The 25,442-nt window shown below is 62.7% G+C and carries 26 protein-coding genes and 2 pseudogenes; 13 read left to right on the forward strand and 15 right to left on the reverse strand.

Annotated elements, in window-relative coordinates; all coding sequences use genetic code 11:
• Nucleotides 1-49: 49 nt before the first annotated feature.
• The 7 genes from RHIBR816_RS0109655 to RHIBR816_RS0109685 all read right to left on the reverse strand — a co-directional run bounded on the left by RHIBR816_RS0109655 (nucleotide 50) and on the right by RHIBR816_RS0109685 (nucleotide 4,909).
• The gene (locus tag RHIBR816_RS0109655; RefSeq protein ID WP_018236322.1) at nucleotides 50-1,300 is read right to left on the reverse strand and encodes a bifunctional alpha/beta hydrolase/OsmC family protein; all 1,251 of its coding nucleotides are present in this window, start codon (nucleotides 1,298-1,300) and stop codon (nucleotides 50-52) included.
• A 208-nt stretch (nucleotides 1,301-1,508) separates the two neighbouring features.
• Nucleotides 1,509-1,922, reverse strand: a complete 414-nt coding sequence (locus RHIBR816_RS0109660; protein WP_371259048.1) for a GFA family protein — start codon at nucleotides 1,920-1,922, stop codon at nucleotides 1,509-1,511.
• 116 nt (nucleotides 1,923-2,038) lie between these two features.
• Nucleotides 2,039-2,545, reverse strand: coding sequence for a peptide-methionine (S)-S-oxide reductase MsrA (msrA, locus tag RHIBR816_RS0109665; RefSeq protein ID WP_018236324.1), 507 nt, complete (start codon nucleotides 2,543-2,545; stop codon nucleotides 2,039-2,041).
• A complete protein-coding gene (gene msrB / locus RHIBR816_RS0109670; RefSeq protein WP_018236325.1) occupies nucleotides 2,546-2,989 on the reverse strand; it encodes a peptide-methionine (R)-S-oxide reductase MsrB in 444 nt (147 codons plus the stop codon).
• A 54-nt stretch (nucleotides 2,990-3,043) separates the two neighbouring features.
• Nucleotides 3,044-3,955 carry an NAD(P)-dependent oxidoreductase gene (locus RHIBR816_RS0109675; protein WP_026186817.1) on the reverse strand — a complete coding sequence of 304 codons (912 nt, stop codon included), beginning with the start codon at nucleotides 3,953-3,955 and terminating at the stop codon, nucleotides 3,044-3,046.
• Nucleotides 3,956-4,001: 46 nt separating this feature from the next.
• Complete coding sequence (locus RHIBR816_RS0109680; RefSeq protein WP_018236327.1) at nucleotides 4,002-4,451, reverse strand: carboxymuconolactone decarboxylase family protein; 450 nt, start codon at nucleotides 4,449-4,451, stop codon at nucleotides 4,002-4,004.
• A 41-nt stretch (nucleotides 4,452-4,492) separates the two neighbouring features.
• Nucleotides 4,493-4,909, reverse strand: a complete 417-nt coding sequence (locus RHIBR816_RS0109685; RefSeq protein WP_018236328.1) for a cupin domain-containing protein — start codon at nucleotides 4,907-4,909, stop codon at nucleotides 4,493-4,495.
• Between the two features lie 233 nt (nucleotides 4,910-5,142).
• Between RHIBR816_RS0109685 and RHIBR816_RS0109690 the strand changes: the two genes are divergently transcribed.
• Nucleotides 5,143-5,676: an Rrf2 family transcriptional regulator gene (locus RHIBR816_RS0109690; protein WP_018236329.1), complete on the forward strand. Its 534-nt coding sequence runs from the start codon at nucleotides 5,143-5,145 to the stop codon at nucleotides 5,674-5,676.
• Between the two features lie 31 nt (nucleotides 5,677-5,707).
• Here the strand turns inward: RHIBR816_RS0109690 and RHIBR816_RS0109695 are convergent, their stop codons facing one another.
• Nucleotides 5,708-6,697: a DMT family transporter gene (locus RHIBR816_RS0109695; RefSeq protein ID WP_018236330.1), complete on the reverse strand. Its 990-nt coding sequence runs from the start codon at nucleotides 6,695-6,697 to the stop codon at nucleotides 5,708-5,710.
• Between the two features lie 151 nt (nucleotides 6,698-6,848).
• The gene (locus tag RHIBR816_RS0109700) at nucleotides 6,849-7,781 is read right to left on the reverse strand and encodes a LysR family transcriptional regulator (RefSeq protein WP_018236331.1); all 933 of its coding nucleotides are present in this window, start codon (nucleotides 7,779-7,781) and stop codon (nucleotides 6,849-6,851) included.
• A gap of 267 nt (nucleotides 7,782-8,048) precedes the next feature.
• On the opposite strand from RHIBR816_RS0109700, the gene RHIBR816_RS0109705 reads away from it, so the two are divergent.
• From RHIBR816_RS0109705 to RHIBR816_RS0109740, 8 genes are all read left to right on the forward strand, one after another.
• The gene (locus tag RHIBR816_RS0109705) at nucleotides 8,049-8,723 is read left to right on the forward strand and encodes a type 1 glutamine amidotransferase domain-containing protein (protein ID WP_018236332.1); all 675 of its coding nucleotides are present in this window, start codon (nucleotides 8,049-8,051) and stop codon (nucleotides 8,721-8,723) included.
• Nucleotides 8,724-8,909: 186 nt separating this feature from the next.
• Nucleotides 8,910-10,679: a cytochrome c biogenesis protein DipZ gene (locus RHIBR816_RS0109710; protein WP_026186818.1), complete on the forward strand. Its 1,770-nt coding sequence runs from the start codon at nucleotides 8,910-8,912 to the stop codon at nucleotides 10,677-10,679.
• Nucleotides 10,680-10,711: 32 nt separating this feature from the next.
• Nucleotides 10,712-10,891, forward strand: a complete 180-nt coding sequence (locus tag RHIBR816_RS33895; RefSeq protein WP_018236334.1) for a hypothetical protein — start codon at nucleotides 10,712-10,714, stop codon at nucleotides 10,889-10,891.
• A gap of 112 nt (nucleotides 10,892-11,003) precedes the next feature.
• A complete protein-coding gene (locus tag RHIBR816_RS0109720; RefSeq protein WP_018236335.1) occupies nucleotides 11,004-11,807 on the forward strand; it encodes an SDR family oxidoreductase in 804 nt (267 codons plus the stop codon).
• Between the two features lie 69 nt (nucleotides 11,808-11,876).
• A complete protein-coding gene (locus tag RHIBR816_RS0109725; protein WP_026186819.1) occupies nucleotides 11,877-13,382 on the forward strand; it encodes an MFS transporter in 1,506 nt (501 codons plus the stop codon).
• Nucleotides 13,383-13,426: 44 nt separating this feature from the next.
• On the forward strand, nucleotides 13,427-14,374 hold the full coding sequence (locus RHIBR816_RS0109730) for a GlxA family transcriptional regulator (RefSeq protein ID WP_018236337.1): 948 nt from the start codon (nucleotides 13,427-13,429) through the stop codon (nucleotides 14,372-14,374).
• Between the two features lie 161 nt (nucleotides 14,375-14,535).
• Nucleotides 14,536-15,588 carry an alpha/beta fold hydrolase gene (locus tag RHIBR816_RS0109735; protein WP_018236338.1) on the forward strand — a complete coding sequence of 351 codons (1,053 nt, stop codon included), beginning with the start codon at nucleotides 14,536-14,538 and terminating at the stop codon, nucleotides 15,586-15,588.
• A gap of 356 nt (nucleotides 15,589-15,944) precedes the next feature.
• Complete coding sequence (locus tag RHIBR816_RS0109740) at nucleotides 15,945-16,580, forward strand: VOC family protein (protein ID WP_018236339.1); 636 nt, start codon at nucleotides 15,945-15,947, stop codon at nucleotides 16,578-16,580.
• Nucleotides 16,581-16,627: 47 nt separating this feature from the next.
• On the opposite strand, the gene RHIBR816_RS0109745 is transcribed toward RHIBR816_RS0109740, so the two are convergent.
• The 5 genes from RHIBR816_RS0109745 to RHIBR816_RS0109770 all read right to left on the reverse strand — a co-directional run bounded on the left by RHIBR816_RS0109745 (nucleotide 16,628) and on the right by RHIBR816_RS0109770 (nucleotide 22,174).
• Complete coding sequence (locus RHIBR816_RS0109745) at nucleotides 16,628-17,956, reverse strand: ATP-binding protein (RefSeq protein ID WP_018236340.1); 1,329 nt, start codon at nucleotides 17,954-17,956, stop codon at nucleotides 16,628-16,630.
• On the reverse strand, nucleotides 17,956-18,693 hold the full coding sequence (locus tag RHIBR816_RS0109750; protein WP_018236341.1) for a response regulator: 738 nt from the start codon (nucleotides 18,691-18,693) through the stop codon (nucleotides 17,956-17,958). Before RHIBR816_RS0109750 ends, RHIBR816_RS0109745 begins: the two co-directional genes overlap by 1 nt.
• A 92-nt stretch (nucleotides 18,694-18,785) precedes the next feature.
• Nucleotides 18,786-20,093, reverse strand: a complete 1,308-nt coding sequence (locus tag RHIBR816_RS0109755) for an epoxide hydrolase family protein (RefSeq protein ID WP_018236342.1) — start codon at nucleotides 20,091-20,093, stop codon at nucleotides 18,786-18,788.
• 44 nt (nucleotides 20,094-20,137) lie between these two features.
• On the reverse strand, nucleotides 20,138-20,539 hold the full coding sequence (locus RHIBR816_RS0109760) for a cupin domain-containing protein (protein ID WP_026186820.1): 402 nt from the start codon (nucleotides 20,537-20,539) through the stop codon (nucleotides 20,138-20,140).
• A gap of 300 nt (nucleotides 20,540-20,839) precedes the next feature.
• Nucleotides 20,840-22,174, reverse strand: coding sequence for an aspartate aminotransferase family protein (locus RHIBR816_RS0109770; RefSeq protein WP_026186821.1), 1,335 nt, complete (start codon nucleotides 22,172-22,174; stop codon nucleotides 20,840-20,842).
• Between the two features lie 145 nt (nucleotides 22,175-22,319).
• Between RHIBR816_RS0109770 and RHIBR816_RS0109775 the strand changes: the two genes are divergently transcribed.
• Nucleotides 22,320-22,868 (forward strand): cupin domain-containing protein, encoded by a 549-nt coding sequence (locus tag RHIBR816_RS0109775; protein ID WP_018236346.1) that lies wholly within the window; start codon nucleotides 22,320-22,322, stop codon nucleotides 22,866-22,868.
• Between the two features lie 38 nt (nucleotides 22,869-22,906).
• Here RHIBR816_RS0109775 and RHIBR816_RS0109780 read toward each other — a convergent pair whose 3' ends face one another.
• Nucleotides 22,907-23,707: a DUF1194 domain-containing protein gene (locus RHIBR816_RS0109780; RefSeq protein ID WP_018236347.1), complete on the reverse strand. Its 801-nt coding sequence runs from the start codon at nucleotides 23,705-23,707 to the stop codon at nucleotides 22,907-22,909.
• 340 nt (nucleotides 23,708-24,047) lie between these two features.
• Between RHIBR816_RS0109780 and RHIBR816_RS38860 the strand changes: the two are divergent.
• The 3 genes and pseudogenes from RHIBR816_RS38860 to RHIBR816_RS37900 form a co-directional block, all read left to right on the forward strand.
• Nucleotides 24,048-24,260, forward strand: a pseudogene (locus tag RHIBR816_RS38860) (DUF1127 domain-containing protein); the annotation flags it as partial.
• Between the two features lie 45 nt (nucleotides 24,261-24,305).
• Nucleotides 24,306-25,135 (forward strand): annotated as a pseudogene (locus RHIBR816_RS33900) (helix-turn-helix domain-containing protein).
• Nucleotides 25,136-25,218: 83 nt separating this feature from the next.
• Entirely contained in the window at nucleotides 25,219-25,377 is a 159-nt protein-coding gene (locus tag RHIBR816_RS37900) for a hypothetical protein (RefSeq protein ID WP_018236350.1), read from the forward strand.
• Nucleotides 25,378-25,442 lie beyond the last annotated feature (65 nt).

Raw genomic sequence — 25,442 nt, forward strand, 5'->3', positions numbered from 1 at the left:
TGCTCGAACGACGCTCGCCGGCCAGCAGTTCCCGCTCTGTGCTTCGAAGCTAACTCTCCGTCGCTTGGCGTTCCGATCTAACGACGGTTCTTACCTTCGCCACGGCTTCGAGCGTGCGATGGACCGGGCATTTGCCGGCAATCTCGGCAATCTTGTCGCGAAGCTCCTCGGAGATCTCGCCGTCGACGGAGATGACGCGCTCGAAACGGTCGATCCTGCCGCCATTGCCGCGTTCCAATTCGGTGCATTCCTCGCAGTCCTTCGCATGGATTTTGGCGTGCGAGACGTCGACACCGATGCGCCCGAGGTCGAGCTTCTTGTGATCGGCATAGAGACGCAGGGTCATCGACGTGCAGGCGCCAAGTGCGATCGACAGGAAATCATAGGGCGATGGCCCGGAGTCGAGCCCGCCCGCGTTTTCCGGTTCGTCGGCGAAAAGCCGATGGCCGCCAGCTTGAACCGCGTTCTGAAACTTGCCTTCGCCCGTCTCCGTCACGCGGACATGTTCGATCGGTCCCATGCCTTGTGGCGTGTCGGCGGCGAGATAGCGCGTCAGCCATCCCGAAATGATCCGGCCGGCGAAGGCCGCGTCCTCAGGGTCGGTGAGCAGGTGGTCGGCCTTGTCCAGCGAAACGAAGCTCTTGGGATGCTTGGCGGCTTGGAAGATTTCGGTGGCGTTCTCGATTCCGACCGTCTGGTCCAGCGGCGCGTGAAGGATGAGGAGCGGCTTTTTCAATGCCGCCACAGCGTCCTTGATGTGCTGCTTGCGCGCATCCTCGACAAATTGCTTTCGAATAAGGAACTTGCGCCCGGCGAGGTCGACTTCCGCCGCACCGCTTCTCTCGATCTCTTCGAGGCTCGTTCCGAAGTTCTTCAACACGTGGCCGACATCGGCCGGCGCACCGACAGTGGCGATGGCGCGCACTTCGGGAATGCTGCCGGCGACGGTCAGGACCGCTGCGCCGCCGAGCGAGTGGCCGATCAGCAATGACGGCGCCTGGTAATGCTGTCGGAGATAGTCGGCGGCCGAAAGAAGGTCGGCAACATTGGAGGAGAAATTCGTCGAGGCGAATTCGCCTTCGCTCGAACCCAGCCCCGTGAAATCGAAGCGCAGGACAGCGATGCCTTCGCGCGCAAGCTCCGCCGCAACGCGGCGCGCCGCCGCCAGGTCCTTTGAACAGGTGAAGCAATGGGCAAACAGCGCATAGGCGCGCAGTGGCCCGTTGGGCAGGTCGAGGCGGGCGGCGAGCGTCGCGCCGGAATGGCCGGTGAATTGGAGCCGTTGCGTGTTGAAAGCCATGGTGACGCTCCTTCGCTCTAAGGCAAGGTTGTTCTATATCTGCAAGGGCGACCGACAGGCAGGACGCATTGATCAGACGGAACCTTACGGCAGCTTCAGCCCATCCGGACTTTTATGCGTGCTGGCGGCCGCAGCGGATCGAACCAGGGGTTGGCCGAACGTCAGCCTCGTCCTGCATTCGGCCAAACGCACCGGGAAAGGCGGAACGTCAGTAGCTGTCGCTCTGCGGCAGACCGTCTGCAATCTCGTAGTAGTCGCCCTTTTCCCCGACAAATGTGTGTTTGGAGAGATGCAGTCCGGTCGGACCATCGAATAGACCCATCGCGACAGCGGTGAACTGATAGCCTTCGATCGTCGGCTTCCAGAATAACGTCGAACCGCACTTGGAACAGAACCCACGCTCGACCTTGTCGGACGATCGGTACCAACGGACGTGTTGCTCGCCGCCGACCGAGAGCGCATCGCGCCGAACATTCACTGCAGCGAGGCCGTGGCCGGACTGTTTCCGACACATCCTGCAATGGCGAGCTTCGGGCTGATGTTCAACTGGACCTGTGACCTCAAGGCAGACACTGCCGCACAAGCACGTGCCCCTCAACATGGCACCTCCCACATCCGGCATCGCCGCCCCCGCCGGGACGGCGGCATCAAATTGGCCGGCTAGTTTAACACGTGAAGAACGGAAGCTGGCGAACCGACTTTGATGAGTCCTGAACCCGGTATCCTTTGGCCGGCCTGCTATTCGGCCGCCGATCGCCGTGGCAGCACCCAGTTGGGGCGCGGGAAGTGGCAGGTGTAGCCGTTGGGGTAGCGCTCCAGGTAATCCTGGTGCTCCGGTTCCGCCTGCCAGAAGTCTCCCACCGGCTCGACCTCGGTCACGGCCTTGCCTGGCCACAGGCCGGAAGCGTCGAGGTCCGCGATGGTATCCTCGGCGATCCGCTTCTGCTCATCGTCGACGTAATAGATCGCCGAACGGTAGGAACTGCCGACGTCGTTACCCTGTCGGTTTTTCGTTGTGGGATTATGGATCTGGAAGAAGAATTCCAGAATCCGCCTGTAACTGATCGTTGCGGGATCGAAGATGATCTCGATGCCCTCGGCATGGGTGCCATGATTGCGGTAGGTCGCGTTCGGCACATCGCCGCCGGTATAGCCCACGCGGGTCTCGATGACGCCGGGGAGCTTGCGGATCAGATCCTGCATCCCCCAGAAGCAGCCACCGGCCAAAACAGCTCTCTCGGTCATTCAGATATCCTCTACCTGGTTGATGAACGCGCCGTAGCCCTCGGTCTCCATATCTTCGCGCGGAATGAAGCGCAGGGAGGCGGAATTGATGCAGTAACGCAAGCCACCCCGGTCTTGAGGGCCGTCGGGAAACACGTGGCCGAGGTGGCTGTCGCCATGGTTCGAGCGCACCTCGGTGCGGATCATACCATAGGAGTCATCCCGCAGTTCCTTGACATTGGCAGACACGATCGGCTTGGTGAAGCTCGGCCAGCCGCAGCCGGAATCGAACTTGTCGGACGAGGCGAACAGCGGTTCGCCGGAGACGATGTCGACATAGATTCCGGGCCGTTTATTGTCATGATACTCGCCCGTGAAGGCGCGTTCAGTGCCGTTCTGCTGGGTTACCCGATACTGCTCGGGCGTAAGCTTCCTGACCGCATCGTCGGTCTTTGCATAGGTCATTGCCCTATCTCCGTTCATTTGTTGCCTCAATATGGCGAGTCGCCATGAGGATTTCTATGCGTCCTTCCACAGAAGCGGTCGTGGCGAGAAGCCAAGGCCAGCCTTAGCCCGGCTGTTGGCGGCTCCGGTCAGGCGGGTGTGGTAGTAGACAGCTTCCTCGCCAGACGATTTCAGCGCGTCTTCGACGCTCACGCGACGAGGCTCCGGCGCATCGACCCACCGGGCAAAGGCCGGCAGCCATTCGGCGACGGGCAGGGGATCGTCGTCGACGATATTGTAGGCACCAGGCTCTGCCGTGAGCGCGGCGACTGTCGCGGCGATCGCGTCATCGATGTGAACGAACGACCAGACGGCATTGCCTCCGCCAATGATCGCCGACTGGCCCTTGCGCGCCTGATCCGCAATGGCTCCGTCCGGCCGGTACCAGGTGCCGGGACCGTAGAAGAAGCCGTAGCGCAGCACGACGCCGTCGAGCGACGGCGAGGCGAGCACCCGGTCCTCATAGGCGCCGATGGTACGCGTGCTCTCGCCGATCTCGCCGGGCGCGTCGTAGCGGAGCCTTGCGGTCTCGTCGGCGAGCCGCCCTGCCGGAGCCTCCAGGTAGAAGCCGCGAGACTGCATGATGTAGCGGCGGACGCCGAGCTTCTCTGCAGCGGCGAGCAGATTGGCGCCTCCCTCGCGGTGAAGGCGGGTATCGTCGGGCATGGCCTTGATGATGTCGGCGGGATCCGCCGGAAGCCAGGTAAGCTGGTCGATCACCACGTCCGGCGATGCCGCTTCGATCGCGCGGTGAACTGCCGCCGGGTCGAAGGCATCGGCGAAAGACGCCTCCGCCCCCAGTTCGCGCAGCCGATCCGATCCCGGACCGGGGCGCGTCATGCCGGTCACCTGATGGCCAAGGGTCGAGAGTGCCCGCACGAGCGGCAAGCCGACGGCTCCCGTGGCACCTGCAATCAATATTCTCATTAGCCAACTCCATGATTAGCGCTTCGACGCGACGCCGGTCCTACTGTTAGACCGCCGCCTGTGGCGTATTGCGGAAACTGATCGCCATGCGGTTGTAGGCGTTCATCAGGCCGATCGCGATCGTCAGGTCGACGAGTTCCCGCTCGTCGAAAACCGCACGGGCGGCCTCGTAAGCCTGGTCGGGCACGGCGGTCTCGGCGACGCGCGTCACCGTCTCGGCCCACGCAAGGGCGGCGCGCTCACGCTCGTCGAAGAGATTGCCGGCTTCCGCCCATGCCTGCACCAGCGCGATCTTCTCGATTTTCTGCCCTTTCTTGATGAGGTCGCGGGTATGCATGTCGAGGCAATAGGCGCAGTTGTTGATCTGCGAAATACGAAGATAGACCAGATCGATCAGCACCGCAGGGAGACTGCTCTGCGTGATGTAGCCGTAGACTCCGCCAAGGGTTTTGACACCGGCCGGAGCGATCTGATTGTAGTCGAGACGTTTGCTCATCTGTTTTGTCCTTAGGGTGTTCCGGTTTTCGAACGCCGCTTTTATTCGATGGGTGTGGTCAGTTCTTTTTCGTTACTATCGGCAACGATGACCGCAAGCAGCTTTGCGGGCTTGGTCTTGCTCGCATTGCGGCTAACGAGATGGGCGGACCCCGGCGGTTCGTACCAGCTCTCGCCGGCGCGGAAGGTCTGCGTCGGACCGTCGTTCACCTTCGACTCGATTTCTCCGGAGAGGACGTAGGCGAAGATGAAGGCCGACTTTGCGTGGTCGTGCGGGAGCGAGGCACCGCCCGGCTCATAGTCGACAACCAGGGCGCTCAGCGTCTTGCCCGAAATGTTCGGTATCGCCTTCTCGAAGTGCGGCGTAACGGTTTCGCCAAGATCATGCGCTGCGGCAGGCATTGCGGTGGCGATTGCGAAGGCGGCGCAGGCTGCGCCGATAATGGATCGTGCATTCATGACGGCATTTCTCCTTTTGGCGTTTCAGCTCGTCGTCTCCGAAGGGAGACGGTTTTGCGACGATCATCGGCGTCGCATAACTACGACTAACTTGATCGGAGTAAATGAGCAACGATAAATGCGGCCGCATTTGGGGGACGCATTGTCAACGGGCGGGAGACGGGAGGAGGATTGCAGAAACAGGGGTTCCATGATATCTGCGACCAAAACAATCGGTGTTAGCGAAGGGTGTCATGGCCCATGTGAGTGCGGGCGTCGAATACGCTCTTCACTGCCTGCTTTTCCTCGTCGACGCGCAGGAACTGGGGCAACCGGCAAGTGCGCGAGATCTTGCCGAATTACAGAAGATCCCTGCGGAATTCGTCGCGAAGCTTTTCACCAAGCTTCAGAAGGCGGGTATCGTCGTCGCGCGCGAGGGCATTGGCGGCGGCTTCGCGCTGGCACGGGCCGCGTCAGACATTACTGCGCTCGACGTCGTCGAAGCTGTCGATGGGCGGAAGGCCCTGTTCGAATGCAAGGAGATCCGCGGTCAATGCGCGCTTTTCGACGACCGCACGCCCGGTTGGGCGGTGGACGGGGTCTGCTCGATCCATGCGGTCATGCTCGAGGCTGAGAAGAGGACCAGAGAGGTGCTGGCGGCTCACACGCTGGCGAGCATCGCGAAACGCGCGGCGACGAAGGCGCCCAAGGACCATGCCGGCCGCGTTACGGAATGGCTGGCCGCACGCACACCGAGGCGTGGCCGCCGCGCTCGGGCGTCGCAATAGGTCCCCGAGCGCGGCGTAAGCGGATTCGAAATCAGGATGCTGTGGCCAGCTGTGAACCGCAGGATTCGTTCGACAGGGCCGATCGAACCTGCTCTTGATGGAAAGCACGGATCGACAGGACGACCCCGGCGATCAGGATAGCGATCCCGGCCACTTCCATCGCGGTCGGCCAACGACCATGAACGAGAAGCCCGCCAACGACGCCGAAGGCGGTTTCCGCGACGATCAGTTGTGCGGTCAGTGCGACGGGCAGGCTTCGGGAGGCGACATTCCACGCCCACACGCCGCCCACCGTGGCCAGCAGCGCCAGGGATGTTCCCCAAAGATAGAGCGAACCGGCGGCGTTCCACCCGAAACCGAGCTTCGGAAGCTGGAAGAGGTTCATTGCCGCACCGATAGGGTAGAAGGCCAGCATCAACACGCCCCCGCCGACCAGGGTCAGCGCCGACCACACAGCGGAGGGCATTTCGGGTCGGGCGGCGATTGCACCCTCGTTGGTAATGGCGAACCAGACCCACAACGCCACGGCTGCGAGTGCCAGCGGAATGCCGATCCAGAGCGAACGGACGGACTTCAACCCCTCCGCTGTGAATGCCGAGCCGTTGACGAGAACGAGGCCGACCAGCACCAGCATGAGCGGTACCATCAGAAATCGCCATGGCAACGATCCCTGCCGCTGGTTGCCGACGATTGCCAGAACGATCGGGACCAGGCCGAGAAAGGCGGGTGCGATGACCGGGCCGGCAAAGATCGCGGCTCCCGTCACCGTCAGGAAGTAGCCGACATAGCCGATGAAGGCGAGCCAGGTCGTCGAAAGCCAGTTTCGGAGCGTCAGATGTTGCATCACACCTTTTACCGAAAACAGGATGCAAAGGCCGACCAGCGCCGAAACGACGTGGCGGATAAGGGCAAAATCAAAGGTGGAGTAGTCACCGATGATGAAGGGCACGATGAAATTGAGCGAAAAGGCAAAGGCCGCGAAGAGTGCGGCAAAAACGCCGATAAAGAATTGCTTGTCCATTGCTTTTCCTTCCACGCAAGGCTTCGCTATCGGCGGGACGACGTCCAGCCGGTCAGGGGATGCTGTCGTTGGTGCAATCAAAAATTAGACTAATGCAGTATTCGGGAGAATTGTCAGCGCGTGGGATACACTCGGCCGGATTTCGGCATAATCAATTGAGCCCGCCTGCCTCTCCTGCCAGGCGAGCGAATTCAGAGCGCAGACGCGGTGCGGCGAAGTCGACAAAGGCGCGGACCTTGGGAACCGACATGCGACCCTGTGGTGCGATGAGATGCGCCGGCAGGGGCGGGGGCTCGGCATCGGCCAGCACGATCCTTAGGCTTCCGTCTCTCACATATTCGGAGACGTGGTAGGTATAGAGCCTGGTCACACCACGCCCGGCAGCGGCCGAAGCGGCGGCAGCGCGCACGCTGTTGACGATGCATCTCGGTGAAAACTGGACGATGCGGGGGACGGACGAGCCCTTCGCCGGCGCGAAGCTCCATGACTCCAGGCCGAAATTGGTGAAGGCCACGACCTGGTGTTTCGCCAGATCGGCCGGTTCATCAATGCGCGGATGACCGGCGAGATAGCGGGGCGAGGCGACAACGACGCGCCGGACATCGCCGCCGAGCCGGGTGGAGATGAGGGACGAATCCGCCAGCTGGCCGATCCGCAGGGCAATGTCGACGCCTTCATCGATCAGGTTGACGAACCGATCGAAGAGGAGAAGGCGAGCCGAAACGGCCGGGTGGAGATCGAGGAAATCGTCCAGAATGGGGCGAAGGATCTCCTCCCCGAGTATAGGTGGCGCGGAAATCGTCAATATGCCGCGCGGGGCGGAGCGCTCCCCTCCTGCCAGCATGTCGGCTTCTTCGAGATCGGTCAGCACCCGTCGGCAGGCGGCCGCGTAGCGTTGGCCGGCTTCGCTCAGCCTGAGCGTGCGGGTCGTCCGGTGCAAGAGCTCGACGCCGACATGCGCTTCCAGGAAGCCAAGCGCCCGGCTGACCGCCGTTGGCGATCGCTTCAGGCGGCGGGCCGCTCCCGCGAGGCTGCCCTCGTCGATCGCGGTGACGAACACTTTCATTGCATCGATGCGATCCATTTTATTCTGCCGCCTTTCGGGATGGTGACTGCCACTGGGCAAGTATTCACCCGAAAACGGCATCAGGCAAATATGGCAGCGGAGTTGCATTGGCTGGGGATCCGGCGAGAGCCTCGGCCAATAAAGGGATCACTGACGGAGAATAGGCTGCGTCCAGGGCGCCGAAGCGGGACCGGGTCTCCGTCCGCCCTACATCAGGTGAGCAAAGCCCCTCTATGCGTCCCGGCGATCCTGCGTTTGGATACGCCTCAACGAAGGAGAATGACCATGAAAATCCTGATGGTTCTGACGTCGCATGATCAACTCGGCAATACGGGCAAGCCCACCGGTTTCTGGCTTGAGGAGTTCGCGGCACCCTTTTACGAATTCAAGGATGCCGGGGCAGAGGTCACGCTCGCGTCGCCCAAGGGCGGCCAGCCGCCGATCGATCCGAAGAGCGACGAGCCGGGCAACCAGACCGAAGCGATGGAGCGCTACAAGAATGACCCTGCAGCGCAGAGGGCACTGGCCAACACCTCGAAGCTTGCCGACGTCAAAGCCGACGACTTCGACGCAATCTTTTATCCCGGCGGCCACGGCCCGCTGTGGGATCTCGCCAACGACAGGAACTCGATCGCCCTCATCGAAGGCTTCTACAACGACGGCAAGCCGGTCGCCGCTGTCTGCCATGGCCCGGCTGTTCTTAAAGAGGTTACTTATCAGGGGCAGCCCATCGTCAAGGGAAAGCGCGTCACCGGCTTTGCCAATTCGGAGGAGGAGGCCGTTCAACTGACCGATATCGTGCCATTCCTCGTCGAGGACGCGTTGAAGCGTCTCGGCGGGCAGTACGAAAAGGCCGCGGATTGGGCCGATTTCACGGTCGTGGACGGCCGGCTGGTCACGGGCCAGAACCCGTCCTCGTCGACTTCGGCTGCGAGAGAACTGCTCAAGCTTCTGGGGTAATTCTCTGCAGCGGCGCCGGATCGAGGGATCCGTTCTACGACACCATCGGGAGGCCCAGGGCCTCCTGGACTTTGATACAGATTCCAGTGAGGTAGGACACAAGCGGGATACTTCGTGCTGATCCCCTTGCAGTGAAAGTCAAGCGACCGTCGCAGGAATGCGTTGGTCCACTGCAGAGGGACGACCATGATTCTCTTCACGATTTCCTATCTCGCAGGGGTGCTGACCATCATCAGCCCCTGTATCCTTCCAGTCTTGCCCTTCGTGTTCTCTAGAGCTGGTCAGCCATTTTCGAGGAGCGCCCTCCCGATGCTCCTCGGCAAGGTCGTGACTTTCGCGGGTGTCGCAACGCTTGCCGCGGTTGGCGGAAACTGGGCGGTGGAGGCGAATGCGATCGGCCGTTACGCGGCAATTGCACTGCTCGCCGCCTTCGGCGCGACGCTGCTTTCGCCGCGCATCGCCGCCGTGCTGACCCGCCCGGCAGTTGCGCTCGGCGACCGGCTTTCACGAAGGGCGGCCGGGCAAAAGGGGAATGTGGGGGCATCCTTCCTTCTCGGCGTTGCAACCGGGCTTCTGTGGGCGCCGTGTGCGGGGCCGATCCTCGGGCTGGTGCTGACCGGCGCCGCGCTCCATGGGGCGAACGTGCAGACGACGCTGCTACTGACCGCCTACGCCGCCGGTGCCGCCACCTCTCTGGCGATGGCCGTTCTTGCCGGCGGAAGGGTATTCGCGGCGATGAAACGGTCGCTCGGTGTCGGCGATCGCCTTCGACAGGGCGCCGGCGTTGCGGTGCTCGCCGGCGTCATAGCGATCGCCCTCGGCCTCGATACCGGGCTGCTGGCGCGGCTTTCCTATGCGCGGACCACCGGCCTCGAGCAGGCATTGCTGGATCGCCTGCATGGCGACGCAGTGGAAGCAGCGGACAAGACGGCGAGCAACCGCGTGGCGCAGGCAGCGGATGATGCCCGGCGCACCTATCGAAGCGGCCTGCCGGTCGAAGGTACCTTCCCCTCGCTCGACGGGGCCGTTGAGTGGCTCAATTCCGAGCCGCTGACCGCGGAGCAGCTGCGCGGCAAGGTCGTCCTCGTCGATTTCTGGACATACTCCTGCATCAACTGCATCCGGACGATACCCTATGTTCGCGCCTGGGCGGAAAAGTACCGGGATCGAGGACTGGTCGTGATCGGCGTGCATGCGCCCGAATTCGCCTTCGAGAAGCGGATCGACAACGTCAAACGCGCGGTCCGGGATTTTCGGATCGGCTACCCCGTTGCGATCGACAACGATTTTGCGATCTGGCGCGCCTTCGGGAACAGTTACTGGCCGGCGCACTATTTCATCGATGCCGAGGGTCGGATCAGGCACCATCACTTCGGCGAAGGCGACTATGAGCAGTCGGAGCGCGTCATCCAGAAGCTGCTGGCGGAGGCGGCAGGCGGCCGCGCTGCCGATGGCGGTCTTGTCAGGCCGGACGCCACGGGTGCGGCAGCCGCCCCCGATATCGCCAACCTCCAGTCCGGCGAGGACTATGTCGGCTACATGCGTGCCGGGAATTTCGTCTCGCCCGAAGGCGTCGCAGCCGATGAGCCGCGCGACTATACGGTCGGCAAACCGCGCCTCAACCAGTGGGGGCTCGCCGGAAACTGGACCGTCCGGGCAGAGCAAGCGACACTCAACCGCTCCGGCGGAGCGATCACCTACAGGTTTAGTGCGCGCGACCTGCACCTTGTCCTCGGACCCGGGGAAGACGGCAAGAAGGTGCGCTTTCAGGTGAAGGTCGATGGCGTCGCACCGGGTCCGGATCACGGTTCGGACATCGACTCCGCCGGGCAGGGGGCGGTAACCGAGACGCGTCTCTATCAGCTCGTAAGGCAGTCGGGCGAGGTCCGTGAGCGGACGTTCGAGATCCGCTTCCTAGATCCGGGCGTCGAAGCCTTCGTCTTCACGTTCGGATGAGCATCCTGGCTCAAAAACAAATAGGAGTTCGAATGCGCATTCTTGTGATGGGCATCGCCATCTTCGCGCTCGCGGCCGCGCCCTGTGCCTGGGACACCGATCCGCGAAAGCCGTCCGCAACCGCCGCGCTCTTCGGCGGGCGAATGGCTTCGTCCGACTGGGGTTCGGTGCAGGCGATCCCGAAGCGCGGGCTGAACGGCCCGTTCAATTGACAAGACTCGCGCCACACAAGTTCATGTCCTAAAATGCTGGATATATGACATTTGAGACATGGCCGTCTCGACCTAATATCAGGGCTCCACATCCAACGGAATGGAGCCCGTCATGACCCAGCACTCGAAAGGTACCGCGCTGATTACCGGCGCTTCCTCCGGCATTGGGGCGATCTATGCCGATCGCCTGGCGCGCAGGGGATACGATCTGATCCTCGTCGCCCGTAATCAACGCCGCCTCGATGAACTCGCAAGGCGTCTTGGCGACGATACCGGCCGTGCCGTCGAGGTGGTCGCGGCGGACCTTGGCAACAAGGCCGATCTCGGCCGCGTCGAGAAGATACTTCAGACCGACGCCAGCATAACCCTGCTGGTCAATAACGCCGGCGTCGGTGCCACGGCGCCACTGCTAGCCTCTGATGCCGACAAGGTGGACGAGATGATCACGCTGAACGTCAACGCGCTGACGCGGCTTACCTATGCATCGGTCCCCGGTTTCGTTGCCCGCGGAGCGGGTGCGATCATCAACATCGCGTCGATCGTCGGCGTCGCGCCAGAGTTGCTGAACGGCGTCTACGGCGGCAGCAAGGCCTTCGTGCTCGCCTTCACCTTGTCGCTGCAGAAGGAGCTTGCCGACAAGAATATCCGAGTTCAAGCCGTGCTTCCGGGCGCGACCGCCACCGATTTCTGGGGCATCGCCGGCTCTCCTCTCGAGCATGTGCCGAGCGAGATCGTGATGCCCGCCGAGGACATGGTGGACGCCGCGCTTGCCGGCCTCGATCTCGGCGAGCGCGTCACCATTCCGTCGCTTCCGGACGCCGCCGATTGGGAGGCCTACGAAGCGGCGCGCCAGAGGCTCATGCCGAACCTTTCCCGCAGCGTCCCCGCCGCTCGCTATCGGGCCGCGGTCGGTTGATCGCGGCCGTCGAGGCATCCTCCCGAAACGCGACGACAAGGTGGTGACGCCTCACCAAGGAGAACTGAGATGAGCACGCCAACCCTGGCGCTACGAAATCTATTGTTCCTGGCCACGGGGTTGGCGGGATCATTCCTCGTGAACCTGTCGGCCCAGTTCGCAACGACCAACATCGCCGACATCCAGGCCGGTCTTTCCTCCACCGCGGACGAGGGGTCCTGGATACTCACCGCCTATACGATGGCCAGCTGCGCTGGCTTGGTTACCTCTGGCATCCTGATTGGCACGTTGAGCATCGGGCGCTATCTGGTCGCGAGTTCGGTCCTGTTCGCCGCTGCCGCGTTCTGCTGTGCCACGACCACGGACCTCAGCGCGATGATTGCGTTCCGTTCGGTGCAAGGCTTCGCGGCGGGTGGGTTCGGACCTGCGGCGTTCGTCGCGACCTTCATGGTCGCCGGTGGGCCGCGTTTGCCCTATGTCATCATCATCCTGGCATTCGCGCTCCTCCTTCCCGGAACGGCTGGGCCGGTCATTTCCGGTTTTGTCGAGGACAGTTTCGGGTGGAGAGCTCTTTTCCTGATACAGGCAGCCATCGGCGCGCTGTTCGCTCTTGCTGCCCGCCTGTGGGTTCCGCACAAAGCGCCCAGCTGGCCGGCGCTCAAGACCGATTGGGTGGCGATTACGCTGTTGTCGCTTGCCCTGGCGAGCCTGGTTCTGGTCTTCAATCAGGGAACGCGCCGGTTCTGGTTCGAAAGCGAAATCATCGTCTGGGGCACGCTCGTGTCCGTTGTCGCCTGGATCGGATTCGTATTCGCGGTCCGTTTCTCCTCGCTGCCGCTCATAGCACCGCGGCTGCTGGTCACTCGGACGTTCGGGATCCCGATCGGGCTCAATTTCCTGTTGCGTGCGGGCCTCGTGGTGAGCTTGTATCTGGTCCCGCAGTTCCTTGCGATCGTGCAGGGACATAGCCCGGTCGAAATCTCCGAACTCATGCTGTGGGCGGCGGCGGCGCATGTGCTCGCTCTCCCGCTGGTCTGGTGGTTCGTGCACCTATGCGATCTGCGTGTGGTCATGGGACTTGGCGTAGCTCTCCTGGCCTTTGGTGCAGTGCTCATGGTCAATGGGACGGCGCTTGCCGCCGGCGAGCAGTTCCGTCAGGCGCTCGCCATTTATTCGGCGGGCCAGCTCCTGCTCCTGGCCCCGGCCATGGTCGTCGGCACCGGGAGCTTGAAGCTCGCGGACCTCCCGACGGCATCGCTCGCTTTCAACATAAGCAACCTGGTTGGCACGACGTTCGGCGTCGGCGTCGTCTCGAATTTCGTTACGCAGCGTCAGAGGTTCCATTCCGACGGCCTCGCCGAGAGCGCGTCGCTTTACCACGCCTTCGACGCAGATCGGATTTACGGCCTCGGAGCTCAGGCATGGGCGCTCGCATTCGGTGACGGCTTTCTTGCCGTCGTCATCATGTTGACGCTCGGAACCGTTGCTGTGTTTGCGATAGGCCGTTCGCCGCCATTGCGCCGTCCGGCCAAGAACCCTCGGGGATCACGCACAGTGGAGCGGTCGATATCATGACGCAAAGAGCGTATATCCAGCAATTCCACCCAGGGAGTCGCGCCATGCATCGGATCGGCTTTGTCGTCTTTCCAAGATTCCAGCTCATGGGCTTCGCGGCGGTGACGGCCTTCGAGATGGCGAATGTCGCACTGGGAGAAACGGCCTACGAGATAGAGCTGCTTTCCGAGAAGGGCGGCGCGGTCAAGTCGTCCGCCGGCTTCGGCGTCCTCACGAAGGCCTTCGATGGCACCCCCTACGACACGGTCATGTTCGGCGCCAGCTCGACGATCGAGCCGATGACGCCGGGACTGATTGAATTCGCGAGACGGTCGCTCGAAACCGCGCGACGGGTGGCGGCGCCATGTACCGGCGCATTCGTGCTTGCGGAAGCCGGCGTGCTGGACGGACGCCGGGCCACCACCCATTGGGCCTTCGCACGACAGCTCCAGGAGCGGTTCCCGGCCGTGAAGGTCGAGGAGGATCGCATCTTCATCGTCGACGGCAGCGTCTGGACATCTGCCGGGATGACGGCAAGCATCGATCTTGCGCTCGCGATGATCGAAAAGGACCACGGCCAGGAAGTCGCCCGTGCAGTCGCCCGCAAGCTCGTCGTCTATCACCGCCGCGCCGGCGGCCAGTCGCAATTCTCGGCATTGCTCGAACTCGATCCGAAGTCCGACCGGATCCAGCGATCGATCGACTACGCAAAGGCGAACCTCCGCGGCGTCCTTTCGGTGGAAGAGCTCGCGGATGCGGCGGGGTTGAGCGCGCGCCAGTTCAGCCGGGCGTTTCGGACCGAGACGGGACAATCACCCGCCAAGGCCGTGGAGAGCCTCCGTGTGGAGGCGGCCCGGCTGATGATGGAGCAGGGGCGCCATTCCATGGACGTGATCGCCGAGGAAACCGGCTTTGCCGATCGCGATCGCATGCGCCGAGCCTTTCTTCGCACACTTGGCCAGCCGCCCCAGACGATCCGGCGGAATGCGCGTGAGGGCGCGTCTGCAGCGTGAGGCAGCTGCTGCGGCCATATTCCGGCGCAGCGGATTGTAACGCACTGTATCTCCATGCCGCTATTTCTACACGGGCATGCATTTCCCGTCCGGCGCCTTCACAGTGGCGATACATGAGCGTCGCATTTCCCTGCGCGGGTTCACACAATCCGGAGCAACCGATGACAGAGGAAATCAATCAAGCGCGGCGCGGTTTCATGGGTGTGGCGGCGCTGACCGTCGCCGCCGCTCAACTCGGCATGATGGGCGTCGCCGGGGCGCAGTCGGATGACCGCGCAGTATCGCAAGTTCCCGCCGTCACACCGGGGACGAATACATCCTTCGCGTCGATCAAACAGATGGACGCCGGCGTCCTGAACGTCGGCTATGCCGAGGCCGGCGCGAGCGATGCGCCCGTGGTCATCCTCCTGCACGGCTGGCCCTATGATATCCACACCTATGTCGATGTGACGCCGCTGTTAGTGGCAGCCGGCTATCGGGTGATCGTTCCCTATCTGCGCGGCTATGGCACGACGCGCTTTCTCTCCGCCGATATCCCGCGCAACGGCCAGCAGTCGGCGATCGCCGCCGATGTCATCGCGCTGATGGATGCCCTCGGGATCGAGAATGCCATCATCGCGGGCTGCGATTGGGGCGCGCGAACTGCCAACATCATCGCCGCTCTCTGGCCGGAGCGGTGCAAGGCCATGGTTTCGGTGAGCGGCTACCTGATCGGCAGCCGTGAAGCCAACAAGATGCCGCTGCCGCCCGGCGCGGAGTTTGCCTGGTGGTACCAGTTCTACTTCGCCACGGAACGCGGGCGTGCCGGCTACGAGCGAAATCGAAATGAATTCGCGAAGCTCATCTGGCAGCTGGCATCGCCGAAATGGGAGTTCGACGACGCCACGTTCAACCGAAGCGCGGCCGCCTTCGAGAACCCGGATCATGTCGACATCACGATCCACAACTACCGCTGGCGGATCAGTTTGGCCGACGGTGAGCGGAAGTACGACGATCTGGAGGAGCGGCTCGCCGAATTCCCGGTGATCGGCGTACCGACGATCACGCTGGAGGGCGATGCCAATGGTGCCCCGCATCCCGAGCCCTCGGCCTATGCCAGGAAATTCTCGGGCAGGTATGAGCATCGGTTGATCACGGGCGGCATCGGTCACAACCTGCCGCAGGAGGCGCCGCAGGCCTTTGCCCAGGCCGTAGTCGATGTCGATCGTTTCTGATCGCTTTCGCTGATCACGCGTGGCGGCTGCGGGCGGTGCCCGATGACAGCCGTCACCCACCGCTCCCCGCAGGCCGCGGAGCGACCCGCAATCCGCCCGGAATACGATGCAAGGGCACCTCTGCCTTGGCGGAGCTGACGATCTTGCTCGTCGGTCGGATAGCCCTTGATCGCGCTTTTCGGCCGCGACAGTGCCTTCGTATCACAATGTGTCTGCGTCGGTGTTGTGAGAAACTGGATTACATTTTCACCCCGTCGCGAAACATCCCATACATGTGCGGAGCGCCATGTGTGCCTCGACAGTCGGAGCGGAAATCCGGCCTCCGCGTCGTCAACTCTGTCGAAAGGAAAAACACCGTGACAACTGCAACCAGCATCGAGAGGGCCTCGAGCGTCGACTTTAAGCTCGAGGTCGTCGTCATCCCCGTTTCCGACGTCGATCGTGCCAAGCGCTTCTACAGCGATCTGGGCTGGCGTCTCGACGCCGACTTCGTCGTTGGCGATACGTTTCGGGGCATCCAGTTCACGCCCCCGGGCTCGCCGTCCTCCATCCACTTCGGCAAGGGCATCACCTCGACCGCACCGGGCTCGGCAACCGGGCTCTATCTCGTCGTGTCCGACATAGCCGCCGCGCGCGCCGACCTTATCGGTCGCGGCGTAGAAGTGAGCGAAATCTTCCACCGGGCCGGCCCAGGGCAGCAGCCGGTCAATGGCCCAGATCCGGAGCGGCGCAGCTACTTCTCCTACGCCACGTTCACCGATCCGGATGGCAATAGCTGGCTGCTGCAGGAGGTCACGACGCGGTTCCCCGGGCGCGTCGATGCGGGCGCCACGACATTTACGTCGGCCGCCGATCTGGCGAGCGCGTTCCGGCGCGCGGAAGCCGCTCACGGCCAATACGAGAAGCAGCTCGGCCACCGGGACGAGGACTGGCCTATCTGGTACGCCGAGTACATGATCCGGGAACAATCCGGCGAACCGCTGCGATACTAAGCGGTTGCCGTTTGGAGAGAGCCTATATGGGGCGGCTTCGGCCGCCCTCACGCCGTTCCGAGGGTAATTTCGGCTGCCAGGCCACCGCCGTCGCGGTTGCGCAAGGTCAGCGAGGCGCCGATGACCGATGCGAGCTGGTGGGCAATGGCAAGACCGAGCCCGGTTCCGCCGGTATCGCGGTTGCGCGATTGCTCCAGGCGGAAAAACGGCTGCAGGACCGCTTTCAGCTGGCTTTCCGGAATGCCGGGACCGCGATCGAGCACTCGTATGGACACGGTGCCGTCGGCGGAGCGCTGAACCTCGATTTCGGCGCTGCCGCCAAATTTGAGCGCATTGTCGATCAGGTTGGTGAGGATCCGTCTCAAGGCGTGCGGTCGGGTCACGATTGCACCGTCGCTCAGTTCGCCGACCGTGACTGCCTTGCCGGTATCCTGATAGTCATAGGCCAGGCTCTCGATGAACGAGGTGAGATCGATGCGCGAGGCCTTTTCGTCCTTGCCATGGGCGCTGCGCGCATAGGCGACTCCTTCCTTGACGAGACGCTCGACTTCGCCGAGGTCCTGAATGAGCTTGTCCCGGTCGATGGAGTCTTCGGCCATTTCGGCGCGAAGCTTCATTCGCGTGATCGGCGTTTGCAGATCATGCGAGATCGCGGCCAGGATCTGCACGCGTTCCTCCAGATACTGCGCGATGCGGTCTCGCATCGCATTGAAAGCCGTTGCCGCATGCGCAACTTCTCTTGGCCCAGTCTCGCTGAGCCGCGGCGTGTTGCTGTTCGGGTCAAGCGCATCGGCGGCTTTCGCCAGATTGGCGAGGGGACGGACTGCGAGACGCACCGCAGCAAAGCTGCACAGCACGAGGAGCGAGAGCTGCGCAAGGAGCACGTAAGGCAGCCAGTCAGCCACCGGCATGACGCCCCTTGGCGTGACGTCGATCGTCAGCGGCTCGCCATCGCTTAAGCGAAGATGTGCCTGAAGGCGGCGGATTCCACCGGGGAGAGATTCAACCTCGATTGGGTATTTCGCGCCTATCGCGGCCTGGATCCTGGAGGCGATCTCGGCGTCGTCGGCTTCAAGCGCCGGATTGCCGGGAATACCCTGCCCCAGAACGAAGCTGTAGGATCCGCGCTCAAGCTTCTCCAGCCAGGCGGCGCGTTCCGCCGCCGGCAGCCGGTCGAGGATGGCGATCGAGGTCGCGACGTCGGTTTCGAGCGTATTGAACATCACCGACCGGGCGGCGATGTAGCGTTCGGAAAACAGCACCGCAAACGACATGGCATGGGCGATCGCCAGGCCGGCAAGAAGAATAACGAATAGCCGCGTTCGGAGTGTGCGCGGCCATAGACGAATTCCCTCGAGGACCGCAGGCCTCGCCATCAGCGTGGCTCCACGATTTCGACTGGCATCGAAAAGACATAACCTTCGCTGCGGACGGTCTTGATGTAGGTCGGTTCGCGGGCGTCGTCGCCGAGGCGCTGGCGAACCCGGCTGACCAGGAGATCGATCGAACGGTCGAAGAGTTCGGCCTCGCGTCCCTGTGTGAGATTGAGAAGCTGATCGCGGTTGAGGACACGCTGCGGGTGATCGACGAAGACGCGCAACAGACGGTATTCAGCGCCGCTGAGCGCGATCGCCGTGCCGTCGACATCGATGAGGTGCCTTGCCGTCGTGTCGAGCCTCCATTGACCGAAACGCAACACTTGACCGGCCTCGGAGACCTGCAAGTTCGGAGGCAGCATGCGCGCCCGCCGCAGGACCGCCTTGATGCGGGCGAGCAACTCGCGGGCCGAGAACGGCTTGGCGAGATAGTCGTCCGCGCCCATTTCCAGCCCGATGATCCGATCCATTTCGTCGGAACGGGCGGTCAGCATGACAATCGGTGTCGCCTTGTGCTTGCCGACGCGCAACTCGCGGCTCAGGACAAGGCCGTCGTCGCCCGGCATCATGAGGTCGAGAATGATCAGATCGACGGTATTGGCATCGAGGAATATGCGCATCTGGCGCCCATCGGCGACGGTGGTAACGCGCAGACCGTTCTTCTTCAGGTAAGCCGACACCAGCTCCCGGATTTCCCGATCGTCGTCGACGATCAGGATGTGATCGATGTGCTCCATCTGCGCGACTCCACCGTTCAACTGCCATTTACTATCAAAATGAGAACGCCGTGGTAGCAGTATTCACCGGCGCATGCAGCGACGAAGCGAAGCTAGAATCGGCGCAATGGCCGGAAAGCGGCGCGCAGCTCGGCGCTGAACAGCTGCGGCTCTTCCCAGGCGGCGAAGTGTCCGCCCTTGTCCACGCGGTTGTAGTAAATCAGGTTGCGGTAGGTCCGCTCCGCCCAGCTCCTCGGCGGCCTGTAAACCTCGCCCGGGAAAATCGTCACTGCCGCGGGGATCGAGATAGCGGTCCGCTTGGCATTGCCGGCATTGTTCTCCCAGTAAATTCGGCCGCTCGCGGTCCCGCTGTTCGTCAGCCAATAAAGCGTGATGTTGTTGAGAATCTCGTCGCGGTTCAACGCGCGCTCCGGTTCGCCGCGGGTGAACACCCAGTCGGCAAGCTTGTCATAGAACCACGCCGCCAGGCCAACTGGCGAGTCGGCGAGGCCATAGCCGAGGGTCTGCGGACGCGTCCCCATGATCGCGGCGTATCCGAAACCCGTCTTAAGAAACTCTCGGGCCTGGTCGAACACGACCCGTTCCTCGGCGGTCAAATTCGCCGGCGCGGGATCCCCGCTTCTCAACGCCCTGGCAAGCTCCGGCGGAATGGTGGTCGCGCGCTCAATCCTGTTCACGTGGATGCCGAGCAGGCCCGGAGGGGCCTGGCGGCCCATCGCATCGGAAATGATGGCACCCCAGTCGCCGCCTTGAGACACGTAGTTCGCATATCCAAGCCGCTTCATCAGAACGTCCCAGGCACGGCCGATCCGCTCGGGATTCCAGCCGGTGCCTTTCGGCTTTTCCGAAAAGCCGAAACCGGGAATGGACGGCAGCACGAGATGAAAGGCGTCCTGCGCTTTCCCTCCGTGCGCCGTGGGATCGGTCAGCGGGCCAATGACGTGGAGCAGTTCGAAGACCGAACCGGGCCAGCCATGGGTCATGATGAGCGGCAATGCGTTCGGATGGCGCGAACGAACGTGGATGAAATGAATGTCCAGGCCGTCGATATTCGTCAGGAATTGCGGCAGGGCATTGAGCTTCGCCTCTGCCTTGCGCCAGTCGTAGTCCGTTTCCCAGTAACGTACGAGCGCCTGAAGCTTCGCAAGCGGCACGCCCTGGGAGCGGTCATCGACCGTTTCTGGCTCGGGCCAGCGTGTCCCGGCAAGGCGCCGCCGGAGTTCGACGAGCTCTGCGGTCGGGACATCCACACGGAAGGGGCGAATGTCACCGGCCTCCAAAGGCACCGCGGCATCCGCCGTCGACGGGCGAAGCAACGCAAGGGCCGCGACCGCGGCTCCGTTCAGAAGCAGAGCACGGCGGGAGAGTGCGGAAGTGTCGGTCGGTTGCTGTGCGGTCATCTTCGCACGTCCTTCTTTGTGGTTCCGGGATCGATGTCGAGCGCTCACTTGACCGGAACGACAAGCGGGGTGCCTTTCTCGACGATGTATGTCGCAAGCTCCGATGCTTTGCCGCTGCCGACATTTTTTGCCACATGCGCCACGCCGGCCGGGATGAACAAGGTCTCGCCGGCATGAAGCGTGACCGGCGCTCGACCGGCAAGCTGATATTCCAGCGAGCCTTCGAGGACATAGGCCACCTCGTCGCCCGGATGAGAGTGCTTGATGGAGACTGCGCCGGGTTCGAAATCAACGCGCACCTGGACGGCCTCGCGGCCGGGCGCGCCAAGATCATGCTGCAGGAGATCAGTGCGCTGAATTGACGGTTGTTGTGCGCTGGCCGAATGCAGCGCCAATCCGGTTCCAGCGATCAGCAGCGCAGCCGTCATGATCCGAGACGTTTTCATAGTGTTCATCCTTTCACGCAGTTGGCGGTCGAGACCTCGTCCTCGAGGTCGGTGTCGCCATTTGAGCGGGTGCGTGTATTGAGGATGTGTCTGCCGGACGGAGCTTTTGTAACGGCATGTGTCCGGCGCTCAGGCCGCGACGTCCTGCCGGATGAATTCGGCCGCATGGAGCGGCACGTTGCGCGGCGGTTGGTCTGGCCCGTCGAACGCCGACCGTTTCACATAAGTCGGGCGAATGCCGCGTGCTTCGCAGTAGGGGTCAGCCGACCCGGTCCATATCCGAGCCGGCTGCCATAGTGGTCAAGCGGCTCGTTTCAGGGCCTCACCGAGGATCGAAACGATCTTGCCGATCTCGTCCTTCTCGATGATCAGCGGCGGCGACAGGGCGATGATGTCGCCCGTGACGCGGATCAGCAGGCCCTTGCGGAAGCAATCCACGAAAACATCATAGGCGCGTGTGCCGGGGGCGCCGTCACGCGAGGCGAGTTCGATGGCCCCGACGAGGCCGAGATTGCGAATGTCGACGACGTGCGGCAGGCCCTTCAGCGAATGCAGTGCCTCCTGCCAATGATCGGCGAGTTCCGCGGCCCGCGTCAGCAATCCTTCTTCCTCGTAGATTTCCAGCGTCGCGATGCCGGCGGCGCTGGCGACCGGATGGCCTGAATAGGTATAGCCATGGAAGAGTTCGATCTGGTTGTCGGCGCCGGTCATCAGGCCGTCGTAAACCTTGCGGCTGGCAAACACCGCACCCATCGGAATTGCGCCATTCGTCAGGCCTTTGGCGGTCGTCACGAGGTCGGGCACGACGCCGAAATAGTCGGTGGCAAACGGCGTGCCGAGGCGGCCGAAACCGGTGATGACCTCGTCGAAGATCAGCAGGATGCCATATTTGTCGGCAATCGCGCGGAGGCGCTCGAGATAGCCCTTCGGCGGCAGGATCACGCCTGCCGACCCGGACATGGGCTCGACGATGACGGCGGCTATCGTCTCGGCACCGTGCAGCGCGACCAGGCGCTCGAGATCCTCAGCGAGTTCGACGCCGTGCGCCGGCAGGCCCTTCGAGAAGGCATTGCGCTCGATGTCGAGCGTGTGGCGCATGTGGTCGGCCGGAATCTGCGGAAAGACGCGGCGGTTATTGACGAGGCCGCCGACGGAAATGCCGCCGAAGCCGACGCCGTGATAGCCCTTCTCGCGGCCGATGACGCGGGTGCGGGTTCCCTGACCGATGGCGCGCTGATAGGCGATGGCGATCTTCAAAGCCGTATCGACGGATTCGGAGCCCGAACCGGTGAAGAAGACACGGTCGAGTTTCGCGGCCGCGCCGCCGGGCGCGATTGCGGCAAGCTTTGCGGCAAAATCGAAGGCGATCGGATGGCCCATCTGGAAGGTCGGCGCGAAGTCCATGGTCCGAAGCTGCCGCTCGACCGCTTCGGCGATCCGCTTGCGCCCGTGGCCGGCATTGACGCACCAGAGGCCGGCCGTGCCGTCAAGCACCCTATTGCCGTCGACGTCCGTGTAATACATGCCCTCGGCGCTCGCCAGCAGACGCGGCGCCGCCTTGAACTGCCGGTTGGCGGTAAAGGGCATCCAGAAATTGTCGAGAACAGGGGTGTTGGTCTTGCTGCGATTGTCCATGGCGTCCTCCTTCAGGGTTGCCATGGAATCAGTGATTTCCTATCGTCGAACAAGTCCTTTTCTTGGTATTTTTAAGTCATTGAAAATATGAGAGACGAGTGACGGTAATTTCCATATTTCGAACATCCGAAACACAAGGTGCAAGATGTCTGTCGATATTGGCAACCGGCTCCGCCACATACGGATCGCGCACAATCTCTCCCAACGCGAGCTGGCGCGACGGGCAGGGGTGACCAACTCGACAATCTCGCTAATCGAGTCCAACGCCTCCAATCCATCGGTCGGAGCGCTGAAGCGCATCCTCGACGGCATACCGATCGGGCTTGCCGAGTTTTTTGCGTTCGAGCCGGAAACGCCGCGCAAGGCCTTCTATGCGGCAGAGGAACTCGTTGAGATCGGCAAAGGGGCGATTTCCTACCGCCAGGTGGGCGAAAACCTCTTCGGCCGCAGCCTGCAGATCATAAAGGAATGCTACCAGCCGGGCGCGGACACGGGCAAGATCCCGCTTGTGCATGAGGGCGAAGAGGGCGGCATCGTGCTCTCGGGGCGCCTGGAAGTGACCGTCGACAATGACCGGCGGATACTCGGGCCCGGCGACGCCTACTATTTCGAGAGCCGGCGTCCTCACCGGTTCCGATGCGTGGGGCCCGTCCCATGCGAGGTCATAAGCGCCTGCACGCCCCCGACATTCTGATGCATGTTGCCCGAGGCGTGCGTGGCCTCCGCTAGACCTCACCTGCCGATGGAGCGCTCCTGAAGCTCCTCGCCAACAAAGCAATTGTAGGATTGAGCGTAGTCGGCACGTCTTAGTTCCGGCCAGCGCTGCCAAATTCCGCTGACTTTCAATCCGGAGATCTCGGCGGTGAGCTTGGCGAGAATGGCAGCGGAGAACTGGCTGGCCTCCGTCACTTTCATGACGAACGCCCCTTCTCCGCCGATAACGCATTCCCTGTAATAGGCATCGAGATCGGGGATCGACGCTGAATCCGGCGTGCCTTTCAACATGATTGCGAGCCCGTCAATGACGATCCCTTGGGCGACGGTGCTGTTTCGGGCAACCGGCGCTGGCACCCCGGCATTGTTGGGTCCGTCTCCCGATATGTCGATCACGCGTCGCCTTGCCCGATAGGGGCTCATGTGAATAAGCCTTCGCGCGAAGGCAAGCACGTTCGAGATCGAAGTGAACGAGATCCGCCTGATCGGCTGACGGCCCAATGTTTCGGCAAATTGTGCCGCACCTTGGGCGTCCTCGATCAGCGTCCAGGGCAGCACCTGAATGGCCTTGCCGCCCCATTCGACATAGGTCACGGCAATTCTGCCGATCGGCCCGGTCTTGACTGCCCTGATGATCTCGGGCCGGCGAAACGCCTCGACGTAGCCCGTCCTTTGAAGCCGCAGTTCGTCCAGCCCTACCGAATAGGAGACGTCGACGGCCAGGACAAGTTGGAGGTCCACGGCTGCAGGGTCTTGCCCCTCGGCGGTGCCGGCGCCGAGAACATAGGAAGCAGCCAGAAGCACCCAGCGCGATATCATCGAGGCGATCCGCTATCTGGTGACGGAGGCCGAGCAAGGTGGCGCCAACCCCGATGGCTGTGCCTCGCAAGCAGTCACCGTCCCACGTGCTCGAAGGTAAGGCAATGGACGTTGTTTGGCGACGGTTATTGCGCGCCGGCCGCGTCACCGGAGTTCGGGCGGAACCGGTACGCCCTGCTTGGCGGCGTCCTTTTCGCCGGATTTATAATGATCTCGTCGGAATTCCGGTCCGGGCCGGGGGCACGCGGCCGCGCCATCGCAATCCCTAAACAATCTGACAGCGCCGGCTGCCGCCATGCGTCAGTTTCCTCTCATGAACACGATGAGGGGAGATCATTCGATGTCGGATAGGACCTTGACCTATGGGACGCAACACTACGTCTTGGCGCGACTCGTTCCGCCGCAGCCGAGCGTTTCCGCCTTTGCCGCGCTCGAAGGACGGAGCCTGCCATTTCGGCTGCTGGCGCGGCTCGCCCGATGGATGGATACGCGGCGCGGTCGCCTGGACCTGCTCCAGCTCTCTGACCATCAGTTGAAGGATATTGGCCTGTCGCGCAGTGCGGCATACAACGATTTCTACGAGATGTGTAGGATCGCAATGTCCCAGTTGTCGTGCCAGACCATTCTTGCGACGTCGACCGTCACGCTTCGAGACGTGGTCTGCGATGGGTCATGCCGGGGCAGAGGTGCCGAGGAATGCGCGCATTCGACGAGCCTGGTTTACCCGTACCGCGGCGTCTTCATGCGGCATGTCGGCGGGACGGATGCGGTGGCCGAATCCAATCAGCTGATATTCTTCAACCGAGGCGAAGACTATCGCGTCAGCCATCCGGTCGCCGGCGGTGACGCCTGTCTCGACGTGAAGGCCAGCGAAGAGGTCCTCGCCGAGCTCGCGCCGAAGGAAGAGTTGCGCTCCGGCGGAGATGTCTCCTTCAGGCGCCAGCGACGGCGCATCGACGCGCGCGCCCAGGCGCTGGTGGCGCTGTTGCGTCACAGCCTGGCTCGTGGTGTCGCTGAGACGCTGGAAGCGGAAACCCTGACCTCACGCTCATCAGGCACTCCCTTGGCGAACGGACGTCACATGGGGCGGCCGGCACTTATGGTGGCCAGAAGCTGGTCGACCGCGCGAAGCTGGTGCTTTCGAGCGATCTTGCTCGCCGCTGGACACTCAGCGAGGTCGCGAAGGAGGTGGGTGTCTCGCCTGTCTATCTGACCCAGCTTTTCCAACAGCTCGAAGCGATGCCGCTTTACCGCTATCAATTGCGTCTGCGGCTGGCACGGGCGCTCGACCTGCTCGGATCGCATCACGACCTGACCGCGCTCGGCCTCGAGCTCGGCTTTTCCAGCCACAGCCATTTCAGTTCCGCCTTCAGGCAGGCATACGGCCGGACGCCGGCCGAATTCCAGCGCAGCCTTCGACTGCGTTAAATCACTAAACAATCTGACAGCCGGCGGGCGGCGGACGTGGTCTTCTTGCAGACGTCGAAACGACGGAAGAGGAGGCGGACACCATGAACCAGAGAACCTGTGCCGCCTGCGACTGCGAACTCGATCAACAGAGCATCAAGGTCAAGCTCGGCGACAAGACCGTGGAGGTCTGCTGCGAGGAACGCGCGACGGCGCTAGGGGAAGCTGAAGCGGCAAGAAACTCAGTCGCGAACGAGAAGTGACCGCGGCGACCGGGGTTGTCGATAGGTCTGTCCACGCGGCGTCCCTGCACAAAAGGCGAGCCTGC

Source organism: Ensifer sp. BR816, from assembly GCF_000378985.1.
Taxonomy (GTDB): domain Bacteria; phylum Pseudomonadota; class Alphaproteobacteria; order Rhizobiales; family Rhizobiaceae; genus Sinorhizobium.

What these genes read in the sequence shown, in the direction of transcription:
- RHIBR816_RS0109690 (WP_018236329.1), top strand. Translation starts at nt 5,143, where the DNA reads ATGGCCCATGTGAGTGCGGGCGTCGAATACGCTCTTCACTGCCTGCTT.
- RHIBR816_RS0109705 (WP_018236332.1), top strand. Translation starts at nt 8,049, where the DNA reads ATGAAAATCCTGATGGTTCTGACGTCGCATGATCAACTCGGCAATACG.
- RHIBR816_RS0109660 (WP_371259048.1), bottom strand. Translation starts at nt 1,922, where the DNA reads ATGCCGGATGTGGGAGGTGCCATGTTGAGGGGCACGTGCTTGTGCGGC.
- RHIBR816_RS0109700 (WP_018236331.1), bottom strand. Translation starts at nt 7,781, where the DNA reads ATGGATCGCATCGATGCAATGAAAGTGTTCGTCACCGCGATCGACGAG.
- RHIBR816_RS0109725 (WP_026186819.1), top strand. Translation starts at nt 11,877, where the DNA reads ATGAGCACGCCAACCCTGGCGCTACGAAATCTATTGTTCCTGGCCACG.
- RHIBR816_RS0109685 (WP_018236328.1), bottom strand. Translation starts at nt 4,909, where the DNA reads ATGAATGCACGATCCATTATCGGCGCAGCCTGCGCCGCCTTCGCAATC.
- RHIBR816_RS0109780 (WP_018236347.1), bottom strand. Translation starts at nt 23,707, where the DNA reads ATGATATCGCGCTGGGTGCTTCTGGCTGCTTCCTATGTTCTCGGCGCC.
- RHIBR816_RS0109770 (WP_026186821.1), bottom strand. Translation starts at nt 22,174, where the DNA reads ATGGACAATCGCAGCAAGACCAACACCCCTGTTCTCGACAATTTCTGG.
- msrA (WP_018236324.1), bottom strand. Translation starts at nt 2,545, where the DNA reads ATGACCGAGAGAGCTGTTTTGGCCGGTGGCTGCTTCTGGGGGATGCAG.
- RHIBR816_RS33895 (WP_018236334.1), top strand. Translation starts at nt 10,712, where the DNA reads ATGCGCATTCTTGTGATGGGCATCGCCATCTTCGCGCTCGCGGCCGCG.
- RHIBR816_RS0109760 (WP_026186820.1), bottom strand. Translation starts at nt 20,539, where the DNA reads ATGAAAACGTCTCGGATCATGACGGCTGCGCTGCTGATCGCTGGAACC.
- RHIBR816_RS0109695 (WP_018236330.1), bottom strand. Translation starts at nt 6,697, where the DNA reads ATGGACAAGCAATTCTTTATCGGCGTTTTTGCCGCACTCTTCGCGGCC.
- RHIBR816_RS0109745 (WP_018236340.1), bottom strand. Translation starts at nt 17,956, where the DNA reads ATGGCGAGGCCTGCGGTCCTCGAGGGAATTCGTCTATGGCCGCGCACA.
- RHIBR816_RS0109680 (WP_018236327.1), bottom strand. Translation starts at nt 4,451, where the DNA reads ATGAGCAAACGTCTCGACTACAATCAGATCGCTCCGGCCGGTGTCAAA.
- RHIBR816_RS0109675 (WP_026186817.1), bottom strand. Translation starts at nt 3,955, where the DNA reads ATGAGAATATTGATTGCAGGTGCCACGGGAGCCGTCGGCTTGCCGCTC.
- RHIBR816_RS0109730 (WP_018236337.1), top strand. Translation starts at nt 13,427, where the DNA reads ATGCATCGGATCGGCTTTGTCGTCTTTCCAAGATTCCAGCTCATGGGC.
- RHIBR816_RS0109710 (WP_026186818.1), top strand. Translation starts at nt 8,910, where the DNA reads ATGATTCTCTTCACGATTTCCTATCTCGCAGGGGTGCTGACCATCATC.
- RHIBR816_RS0109755 (WP_018236342.1), bottom strand. Translation starts at nt 20,093, where the DNA reads ATGACCGCACAGCAACCGACCGACACTTCCGCACTCTCCCGCCGTGCT.
- msrB (WP_018236325.1), bottom strand. Translation starts at nt 2,989, where the DNA reads ATGACCTATGCAAAGACCGACGATGCGGTCAGGAAGCTTACGCCCGAG.
- RHIBR816_RS37900 (WP_018236350.1), top strand. Translation starts at nt 25,219, where the DNA reads ATGAACCAGAGAACCTGTGCCGCCTGCGACTGCGAACTCGATCAACAG.
- RHIBR816_RS0109735 (WP_018236338.1), top strand. Translation starts at nt 14,536, where the DNA reads ATGACAGAGGAAATCAATCAAGCGCGGCGCGGTTTCATGGGTGTGGCG.
- RHIBR816_RS0109655 (WP_018236322.1), bottom strand. Translation starts at nt 1,300, where the DNA reads ATGGCTTTCAACACGCAACGGCTCCAATTCACCGGCCATTCCGGCGCG.
- RHIBR816_RS0109720 (WP_018236335.1), top strand. Translation starts at nt 11,004, where the DNA reads ATGACCCAGCACTCGAAAGGTACCGCGCTGATTACCGGCGCTTCCTCC.
- RHIBR816_RS0109750 (WP_018236341.1), bottom strand. Translation starts at nt 18,693, where the DNA reads ATGGAGCACATCGATCACATCCTGATCGTCGACGACGATCGGGAAATC.
- RHIBR816_RS0109775 (WP_018236346.1), top strand. Translation starts at nt 22,320, where the DNA reads ATGTCTGTCGATATTGGCAACCGGCTCCGCCACATACGGATCGCGCAC.